9 protein-coding genes and 2 pseudogenes are annotated in these 8,029 nt (G+C 63.3%); 9 read left to right on the forward strand and 2 right to left on the reverse strand.

All coding sequences use genetic code 11. The features are described 5' to 3' along the window. A partial coding sequence (locus ACFE99_RS19785) for a cytochrome P450 (RefSeq protein WP_375488128.1) occupies positions 1 to 715 on the forward strand: 715 nt, incomplete at its 5' end. Between the two features lie 836 nt (positions 716 to 1,551). Here ACFE99_RS19785 and ACFE99_RS19790 read toward each other — a convergent pair. Continuing rightward, complete coding sequence (locus ACFE99_RS19790) at positions 1,552 to 1,980, reverse strand: cellulose-binding domain-containing protein (protein ID WP_375488129.1); 429 nt, start codon at positions 1,978 to 1,980, stop codon at positions 1,552 to 1,554. A gap of 401 nt (positions 1,981 to 2,381) precedes the next feature. Between ACFE99_RS19790 and ACFE99_RS19795 the strand changes: the two are divergent. The 5 genes and pseudogenes from ACFE99_RS19795 to ACFE99_RS19815 all read left to right on the forward strand — a co-directional run. Beyond that, positions 2,382 to 2,908: pseudogene (locus ACFE99_RS19795) on the forward strand (peroxiredoxin); the annotation flags it as partial. Positions 2,909 to 3,143: 235 nt separating this feature from the next. Continuing rightward, positions 3,144 to 3,359: a DUF742 domain-containing protein gene (locus tag ACFE99_RS19800; RefSeq protein ID WP_375488130.1), complete on the forward strand. Its 216-nt coding sequence runs from the start codon at positions 3,144 to 3,146 to the stop codon at positions 3,357 to 3,359. 139 nt (positions 3,360 to 3,498) lie between these two features. Beyond that, positions 3,499 to 4,980, forward strand: a complete 1,482-nt coding sequence (locus ACFE99_RS19805; protein WP_375488131.1) for a biotin carboxylase — start codon at positions 3,499 to 3,501, stop codon at positions 4,978 to 4,980. Continuing rightward, positions 4,977 to 6,152, forward strand: a complete 1,176-nt coding sequence (locus tag ACFE99_RS19810) for a serine hydrolase domain-containing protein (protein WP_375488132.1) — start codon at positions 4,977 to 4,979, stop codon at positions 6,150 to 6,152. The genes ACFE99_RS19805 and ACFE99_RS19810 overlap by 4 nt, the downstream gene beginning before the upstream one ends. 130 nt (positions 6,153 to 6,282) lie before the next feature. Continuing rightward, positions 6,283 to 6,420: pseudogene (locus tag ACFE99_RS19815) on the forward strand (pyridoxamine 5-phosphate oxidase); the annotation flags it as partial. A 23-nt stretch (positions 6,421 to 6,443) separates the two neighbouring features. On the opposite strand, the gene ACFE99_RS19820 reads toward ACFE99_RS19815, so the two are convergent. After that, complete coding sequence (locus ACFE99_RS19820; protein WP_375488133.1) at positions 6,444 to 6,812, reverse strand: VOC family protein; 369 nt, start codon at positions 6,810 to 6,812, stop codon at positions 6,444 to 6,446. A gap of 95 nt (positions 6,813 to 6,907) precedes the next feature. Here ACFE99_RS19820 and ACFE99_RS19825 point away from each other — a divergent pair, with 95 nt between their 5' ends. The 3 genes from ACFE99_RS19825 to ACFE99_RS19835 form a co-directional block, all read left to right on the forward strand. Further along, a complete protein-coding gene (locus ACFE99_RS19825) occupies positions 6,908 to 7,324 on the forward strand; it encodes a ferritin-like domain-containing protein (protein ID WP_375488134.1) in 417 nt (138 codons plus the stop codon). A gap of 83 nt (positions 7,325 to 7,407) precedes the next feature. Continuing rightward, positions 7,408 to 7,662, forward strand: a complete 255-nt coding sequence (locus ACFE99_RS19830; protein ID WP_375488135.1) for a hypothetical protein — start codon at positions 7,408 to 7,410, stop codon at positions 7,660 to 7,662. 102 nt (positions 7,663 to 7,764) lie between these two features. Further along, positions 7,765 to 8,029: cutinase family protein (locus ACFE99_RS19835; RefSeq protein ID WP_375488136.1), on the forward strand; the 265-nt coding region annotated here is incomplete at its 3' end.

An 8,029-nucleotide genomic window follows, 5' to 3' on the forward strand; every position in this document is an offset into this window, starting at 1 on the left:
GTCGGACAACCTGGTCAACGGACTGCTCACCGGGGGCAACAGGGCGAAGATGCTGACCAGCGCCGCGGCGATCTCGTGGTTCTTCGCACGGACGGTGCGCCAACGCCGCCGCAGCCCGGGCGACGATCTCGTAAGCCTGTTGATGAACAGCAAGGATGACGCCGACACATTGAGTCCCCTGGAGTTGCTCAAGTTTTGTGTCTTGCTGTTGGTGGCGGGCAACGAGACCACCACAAACCTCATCGCCAACACCATGGTGGCGTTGTTAGGCCGCCCGGACCTGTGGCGACAGATCGTCGCAGACCCTGCCCTGGCACAGGCGGCGATCGAGGAGACACTGCGCTTCGACGGGCCCGGACAGGGGCTGCTTCGCATCGCCGCCTCCGACATCACGATCGGCGAGGTGACCATTCCCGCTGGTGCCCGAGTGCTACCACTGATCGGCTCAGCCAACCGCGATCCGCGCTACTGGGATCACCCCGACGAGTTCCGGCTCGGTCGAAAACTAAACGATCACATCGCGTTTGGTTCCGGCATCCACTTCTGCATCGGCAATGCGCTCGCGCGCATCGAAAGCCGCGTCGCGATCGAGACGCTGGCGCGCCGACTACCGCATCTTGCGCCCGCCGGCGCGCCCGCGCGGATCGCCAGCCCCGTACTCCGCGGGCTGCGATCACTGCCCGTCGCCGTCAAACCCGCCATGACGGCAACATGAACCGATTGACCCCTTGGCCACGGCACCAGATCTAGCGACTCACGCTGTCTCGGCGGACGAGGCTCGCAATCCCGGCACTCGCCGACTTCAGCCGTACCACCAGCGGTCTGGAGCTGCCCCAGGCGATGCCGCCTTCGCTTCCGCAGGGGTTGGCAGCAACGGCACGGACGTCCGGCGCGACTTTTCGCCAAGCCCCGCTAGCTGCGGCGCAGGCGAATAATTCACGCCCGCGACCGGGGATCGCGCCTTGGACGTTCAACCGGTTTCTGTCCGCTGACAGCGCGCAACATGAGGGCGTCGCCAGCAAACAGATGCCTTACCTACTCCCTTCGCCATATGCGCCCGCCTACCCACCGACAGACCACGATCAGATCCGGCCCCCTTTCGACTGTTATCCGCGGTCGATGCACCTGTTCGACCAGGGGAAGACGGCGAGATCGAATATGGCGGGTCACCAGTAAAGGGGGGCTGCTTCGTCATTAGATGAATCACCCCTACCCTGACCGAGAAACTATGCAGCAGAAGCTGGTACGACTCGAAGCTGCCTGGCCGGCAACGGAAATACTGAGGGCGCTTAGAACATCGGATTTGGCTGCGCAGAAGACTCACCGCGGCTATCAGCCAACGCCCCCGGGAGGAAACGCGGTAATTTCGGGTGGGTTTCCTCCAGGTGCGGCATCACGCGCCCATAGCCGCCGCGTTTGGCATTAGCCGCGCTACTGTCTATCGCTTGCTTGTCGAGTGCAGTCACAACATCAGTGACCGGCATGTCCACCCGCAAACCGATATGGCGTTGGCCGCCTGTCGGATCCGTCGAGCTCAGTGCGCAGTCGCCGCTAGGTGCAACGATATTGCCCGTTCAGCAGGCAATTCGACGGTGGTGAGTAGGAACCGGTCAGCAGGCCCCGGAAACCGCCTGTGGCTGAACCACCGGGTGCAATGATGCGATTCCAATTCGCGGGGGTGAGCACATAGTGCGTGCCAGATTCCGCAATCTTGCTGTTCCACGTGTGCGAGACGGATTCTCCCCTCGGCAGGTCGAATTCAAGCTTCCAATCGGTTAGCGGCACCGTGCTCAAGTTGGTGATGGTGAAGCGGGCGATGAAACCGGTCTGCCACGTCGATGTCACCGACAACGTCGCCGTGGCCGCAGCCGCATGAGCTACGGGGCTGATGGCGAGTTCGAGGATGGCAACTACCAACGCCGACACGATTACGTGAAACGCTGTGCGCCAACGCTTCAGGTAATTGTCCAGTCCGGCCATAGCGGCCAACACTAAAGCCGACAGGCGATATCGGCCCCCGCGTCGCGGCTAAGCTGCAGTACCTTTGCTCAACTGAAACCGTCATGATATTTAGCCTCGATCCACCTGAACCTTGGATCGGCCGCCAACTCGCGGACGGGGAAAGCCAGAACGCCAGCCTCATCGGGGCGGAGTCGTTCAGCCGCCAGCAAGCGAGCGGTCTCCCGCACCACCCCGGGGCCGCGGCCGGCCGGTGTCGCGACATTGACCGCACACTACCCCGTCAGCGCGGGTCAGGGTTCGACGGCGACCGCATGAGCAGGAATATGGCGGAATCGAATATGGCGGGTTACCAGTACGGCGATGACCGAATTATCTCCAGTCGTGCGTCGCGCAGAGCTTCCCAGCGTTACTCTTTGCCGATGATCGCCGGGGAGAAGGCGCCCGACTTCACTCTTTATGATCACACCGGCCGGCCTCGGACACTGTCCGGGTTCCTTACCGAAGGGCCGGTTGTGCTGTTCTTCTTCCCCTAGCGTCCTCACCGATCTGTACCGCCCAGGCCTGTCATTTTCGGGACCTGAGCAGCGAATTTGCCGCGGTGGGCGCCCAGCGAGTGGGCATCAGCACCGACACCGTCGACAAGCAGGCCCACTTCGCCCAACAGCGCTCGTTCGACTATCCGCTGCTCTCCGACGCGGACGGCGTGGTGTCCGAGCTGTTCGGGGTGCGCCGAGGCAGGCTCGCCAAGCTGCGCAGATCCGTCGTGGCGCGTGAGACGGCCCGGCGCCGGCACACTCGGCGCCGTGGCCTGCTGGCCCGGCTGCCGGTCAGACGGACCACATTCGTCATCGACACCGACCGCACCATACTCAAGGTCGTCTCCAGCGAGGTGCGCGCATCGGTGCACGCCGACCAGGCCTTGTGGTTCTTGCAGAACCATAAGGCGCCCCGTAGTTCGCCACATGTCCGGCAGAAGCACACCGACGCGCACTGGCAGTCGGAGGGCAAGGGCGAACCGATCGGCGACTGGCTCACAGAACCCGAAACCACAGACGAGCCGAGCTTGGTCCGGCCATACATGCTGACGGCAGGCCGTACCGACTGCGGTGTCCAGCTGGCACTCGACTCCGGTCGAAGCGCTCAACACCACAGCGAAGCCGCCACGCTGGCGGAGAAATGATGTGCGGGGCCAAGTCCTGACGTATTGCGCTCATAGCCCCTCGGTCGCAGAGATCGCCGCTGGTCTGTCCTTGCCGCTCGGTGCGACGCGGTTCCTGGTCGACGACCTGGTGACACAGGGTTATTTGCGGGTGCACGCCCCCCTCGGTGACTCGATGACGCTCGATGAACGACGGGAACTGATAACAAGGACCCTGCGTGGCCTACGAGCACTCTGAGGGGCGGGCCGCCGCCTAGCGACGTCCGACCCAGGGCGCACACTTGTGGGATGAAAATGTGTCATGTCATCGATGTCGCGGTGACTGCAGCCGCCCTGCCCGCGCGCCGAATCCAGGTGTCGACGTCACCGCGGCCGGCGTGATGGTGCCTGCCGGCGGTCCCGAGCCCGCGCCTCGCCGACAGCTGAACGGCCTTTCGGACATACGCGCGTTCTTTCACACCAACACCGTGCCGCTGTATTTCATCTCGCCGACCCCGTTCAACCTGCTGGGCATCGACCGCTGGATACGAAACTTCTTCTACCTGACCTACTTTGACTCTTTCGAGGGCGAACATTCGCGCGTGTTTTTGCCCCGGCGGCGCGACCGCATTGATTTCGATTCGATGGGTGATGTGTGCAACCACCTCCTGCGTGATCCCGAGACGCTCGAGTTCATCGCGGGCCGAGGGCCCGGCGGCAAGGCCTGCTTCGTGATGATGGACGAGGAGACGCAGGCCCTCGCGCGCCAAGCGGGTCTGGAAGTCATGCACCCTCCCGTGGAGTTGCGCCAGCGCCTGGGCTCCAAGCTCGTCATGACGCGTCTGGCCGACGAAGCGGGCGTGCCAAGCGTGCCTCACGTGATCGGGCGGGCCGGCTCCTACGATGAGCTGCAATCGCTCGCGCAAGGCGCAGGGCTGGGCGATGACCTCGTCGTCGTGGCCGCCTATGGCGACGCCGGAAGCGCGGTGTTCTTTGTACGGGGTCAGCGGGACTGGGACGACCACGCCGGTGACCTGGCCGGGCAGGAAGTCAAAGTGATGAAGCGCATCCGCAACGTCGAGGTGTGCATCGAGGGAACGGTTACCCGCCACGGCACCGTGATCGGGCCTGCCATGACGAGTCTCGTCGGTTATCCGGAGCCGACTCCGCGCAAGGGAGGCTGGTGCGGCAATGACATCTGGCGCGAGGTGCTGCCGCCCGCACAGACGCACGCCGCGCGAGAAATGGTGGGAAAGCTGGGTGACATCCTGAGCCGCGAGGGGTACCGCGGCTACTTCGAGGTGGACCTGTTGCACGACCTGGACTCCGACGAGCTCTACCTCGGCGAGGTCAACCCGCGCCTCAGCGGCGCCAGCCCGATGACGAATTTGACCACCGAGGCCTACGCCGACATGCCGTTGTTTCTGTTCCACCTCCTCGAGTACATGGACGTGGACTACGAACTCGACATCGACGAAATCAATGCGCGCTGGGAGCGCGGCTATGGCGAGGACGAGGTCTGGGGTCAGGTGATCATCTCCGAGACCTCGTCGGATGTGGAGATTTTCACTGCGACGCCACACACCGGTGTGTGGCGCATCGACGACGACGGTCGGGTTTCCTTTGCGCGCCCCGCCAACGACTGGGCCACGCTACTCGACGGGTCCGAAGCCTTCTATATGCGTGTCGCCGCGCCGGGCGACTTACGTTGCGAGGGCGCCCAACTCGGCGTGCTCGTCACCCGCGGACATCTGCAGACCGACGACTACCAGCTCACCGAGCGCTGCCAGCGCTGGGTCAAGGGCATCAAGGCGAAGTTCGCCTCAACTCCCCTGGCGCCGGCCACGCCGATCGTCTCGCGGCTCGTTGCGCGAGCGTGAGCATCCCGGCCGGCATCTCCCTGGACAACTGGCTGTCGCCGCCATATTCGCAATGGTCATTTCAGCACGTCGACGACTTCGTGCCCACCGCGGTTATCTCGCGTGGGGCGGGGCCAGCCGCGGCATTGCCCGCAGCCACTTCTCCCCTGGGCGGAATCCCAGTGCCGAGCACTGACCGGGTTACCACCACCGTGGGCGCGGTGATGGCCGCCACGGCTACTGACGGGTGGGCCGTTGCCTACCGCGGCTCGATGGTGGCCGAAGAGTACCTCGACGGTCTGGGGGCCCACACCCGTCATTTGCTTTTCTCGGTAAGCAAGTCGCTGGTGGCAGCCGTTGTCGGCGCGCTGAACGGGGCGGGTGCTATTGAGCTTGACGCGCCGGTCACGGCATTCGTTCCCGCCTTGGCGAAGTGCGGCTATGCCGGTGCGACGGTGCGCCACTTGCTGGACATGAGGTCCGGTATCGCCTTCTCAGAGGACTACGGCGACCCGGCCGCCGAGATACACCTCCTCGACCAGGCGATGGGATGGGCGCCTAAGAGCAGTCCAGACGTCCCCTCCACGCTGCAAGGGTTTCTGCTGACCTTGCGGCAGAAGTCCGACCATGGCGGCCCGTTCGAATATCGCTCGTGTGAAACCGACGTACTCGGCTGGATCTGCGAAGTCGTCGGCAGCCAGCGGATGCCCGATCTGATGTCGGAACTGCTCTGGAGCCGTATCGGCGCCCAATGCAACGCCACCATCGGCGTCGACGCGGTCGGCACCGGGTTCTTCGACGGCGGCATCAACGCCTGTCTTACCGACATGATCCGGTTCGGCTCGCTGCTCTTGCGCGAAGGAGTGTCGTTGACCGGCCAGCAAGTGGTGCCGGCCGCCTGGATCGCCGACACCCTCGAAGGTGGCTCCGACTCGCGTCAGGCGTTCGCCGCCAGCCCCGACGACAACCGAATGCCCGGCGGGATGTACCGAAACCAAATGTGGTTCCCCTACCCGGACAGCAACGTGGTGTTGTGCCTGGGTATGTGTGGTCAGATGATCTACGTCAACCGCGCCGCAGAGATGGTCGCCGCCAAGTTGTCCACGCAGCCCCATTCTCATGAGCCGCACATGGAAGACACGTTGCGCGCATTCGATGCGGTGGCACACGAACTGGCTGGAATCAGCAGTTAGCCAAGGCCACGCGTCCGCCAGCCCTTGCCTGGGAATACGGGCGGCAACTCAGAAGTTCCGTCAGTCATGCCCAGAGCATTGACCGAAGCCGAACGCGAGCGATTTCTCAGCGAAAAGCACGTTTGAAGTGCGGGAAGCTATCGCTATCCGCTATCTAGGCGAGCATGGCGGGCGTGAGTTCGTGCGCAGGATGGGCGATTACGACAGCGTGTTGTTCACCATCCGCCCCGACCGGTGGTTCACCGCCGACTTCACCGTTGACGAGTAAGCGCCGGGACAATAGGCCGGCAGTCATCGCAGTTTCTGCGCGAACTCGATAACGTTGCCGTCCGGGTCGGCGATGTGCAGCGTTCTTTCATGCCAGGGCCGGTCCACGGGTCCGCTGAGGATTTCGATCCCAAGCCCTCGCAACCGCTCCGCTTCCATAGCTACGTCATGGATCAGGAAGCCGATCTCGCCGCACGGCGGTTTGCCGCCTTCGCGGCCGATGAGCCCTGGCAGCTTGGACCGTTCGAACAGCGAGAACTTGGTGTTCTCCATCTCGAACTCGACGTAGCCGTCGCCCTCGATCCGCACCTTGAGTCCGATCACGTTGCGGTAGAACCTCACAGATCGCTCAAGCGACTCGACATATTGGATGACGTAATCCACGCGAGGCATGGAACCCACCGTATCGGCTCGGGCTGTCACCGGTCTGGCCTGACGCTAAACAGCGTCTATGTTTCAGCTGGCGGCGTTGTGTGAAATCTGCCGACATGGACACCAGCGCTTTCATCGAACGGCTCAATGAAGATCTAGGTACGGAGTATCAATCGATCGTTCAGTACATCCAGCACATCGCAACGGTCAAGGGACCCGAATACCACTCGATCACCGAGGAACTGGATAAGCACCTCGCTCAGGAGCTGCAGCACGCCAAGATCCTCGCCCAGCAGATCGATTTTCTAGGCGGTACTCCCACTGTGAAAGTTCCCGACGTCCCCGACGCTCCCGACGGCGCGTCGGCGCTAAAGGCCGATGGGGAACTGGAAAGGCGTCAGTTGGACCGCTACCGGCAACGCGTGATGGAAGCCACCGACTTGGGGCTTCCGGACGTCGCTGAGGCATTACGGCCGCTCTTGCAGCAAACGCAGGATCATGTGCGGGAACTGGAAGACGCGCTCGAGGGCTGAACAGTCAAGACCCGCTCCCGTACCGGTCGAGCCCGGCCGATTCATCAACCGACATCCCCTGCCAGTCGACTACCGTCAACGGCATGTCTGACGTATCCGGTAACGACCGAATCGACGACGTCGCCCCGGGCGACACAATCGCCGTCGACCGCGGTTCCGGCGAAAAGTCCTACAAAGTGGTGTTCAAGGACTTCGCTAACGGCAGCTACGTCATCACGCTCGAGGACGACGATGGTGAGACGTTTCAGCTCGACCTGGCGCCCGGCGCCGTGGTGCGAAGGCATCTGGAGTCGAAGTGGGAATCGCCGCAAAGTCCTACACCGCACACCGAGAGTTAGCTTCAGGCTGGGCGGGGAACTGAACTAACGGTTCTAGCTGCGAATCGCTAACATCGCGCTGTGCTCGCCGGTAAATATTTTGGTGTTGGCCTAGCGGCGGTCATGACCGCAGTCGCGCTGACGTTCAGTTCCGCGGTGCTGCCGTGCGCGACGCCGGCCGCCGCGGCGAATTGTCCTCAAGCGGAGGTCGTCTTCGCCCGGGGCCGATTGGAATCACCGGGGCCGGGAGTACTGGGCAATGCGTTCATCACTGCGCTCGAGTCCAAGGCCGCGGGTAAGAACATCGGCGTATACGCCGTGAAGTATCCAGCCGACACCGAGGTTGATGTCGGCGCCAACGACATGAGCCGCCATATCCAATACATGG

The organism is uncultured Mycobacterium sp. (assembly GCF_964249325.1).
Classification (GTDB): Bacteria; Actinomycetota; Actinomycetes; order Mycobacteriales; family Mycobacteriaceae; genus Mycobacterium.

What these genes read in the sequence shown, in the direction of transcription:
- ACFE99_RS19790 (WP_375488129.1), bottom strand. Translation starts at nt 1,980, where the DNA reads ATGGCCGGACTGGACAATTACCTGAAGCGTTGGCGCACAGCGTTTCAC.
- ACFE99_RS19820 (WP_375488133.1), bottom strand. Translation starts at nt 6,812, where the DNA reads ATGCCTCGCGTGGATTACGTCATCCAATATGTCGAGTCGCTTGAGCGA.
- ACFE99_RS19825 (WP_375488134.1), top strand. Translation starts at nt 6,908, where the DNA reads ATGGACACCAGCGCTTTCATCGAACGGCTCAATGAAGATCTAGGTACG.
- ACFE99_RS19830 (WP_375488135.1), top strand. Translation starts at nt 7,408, where the DNA reads ATGTCTGACGTATCCGGTAACGACCGAATCGACGACGTCGCCCCGGGC.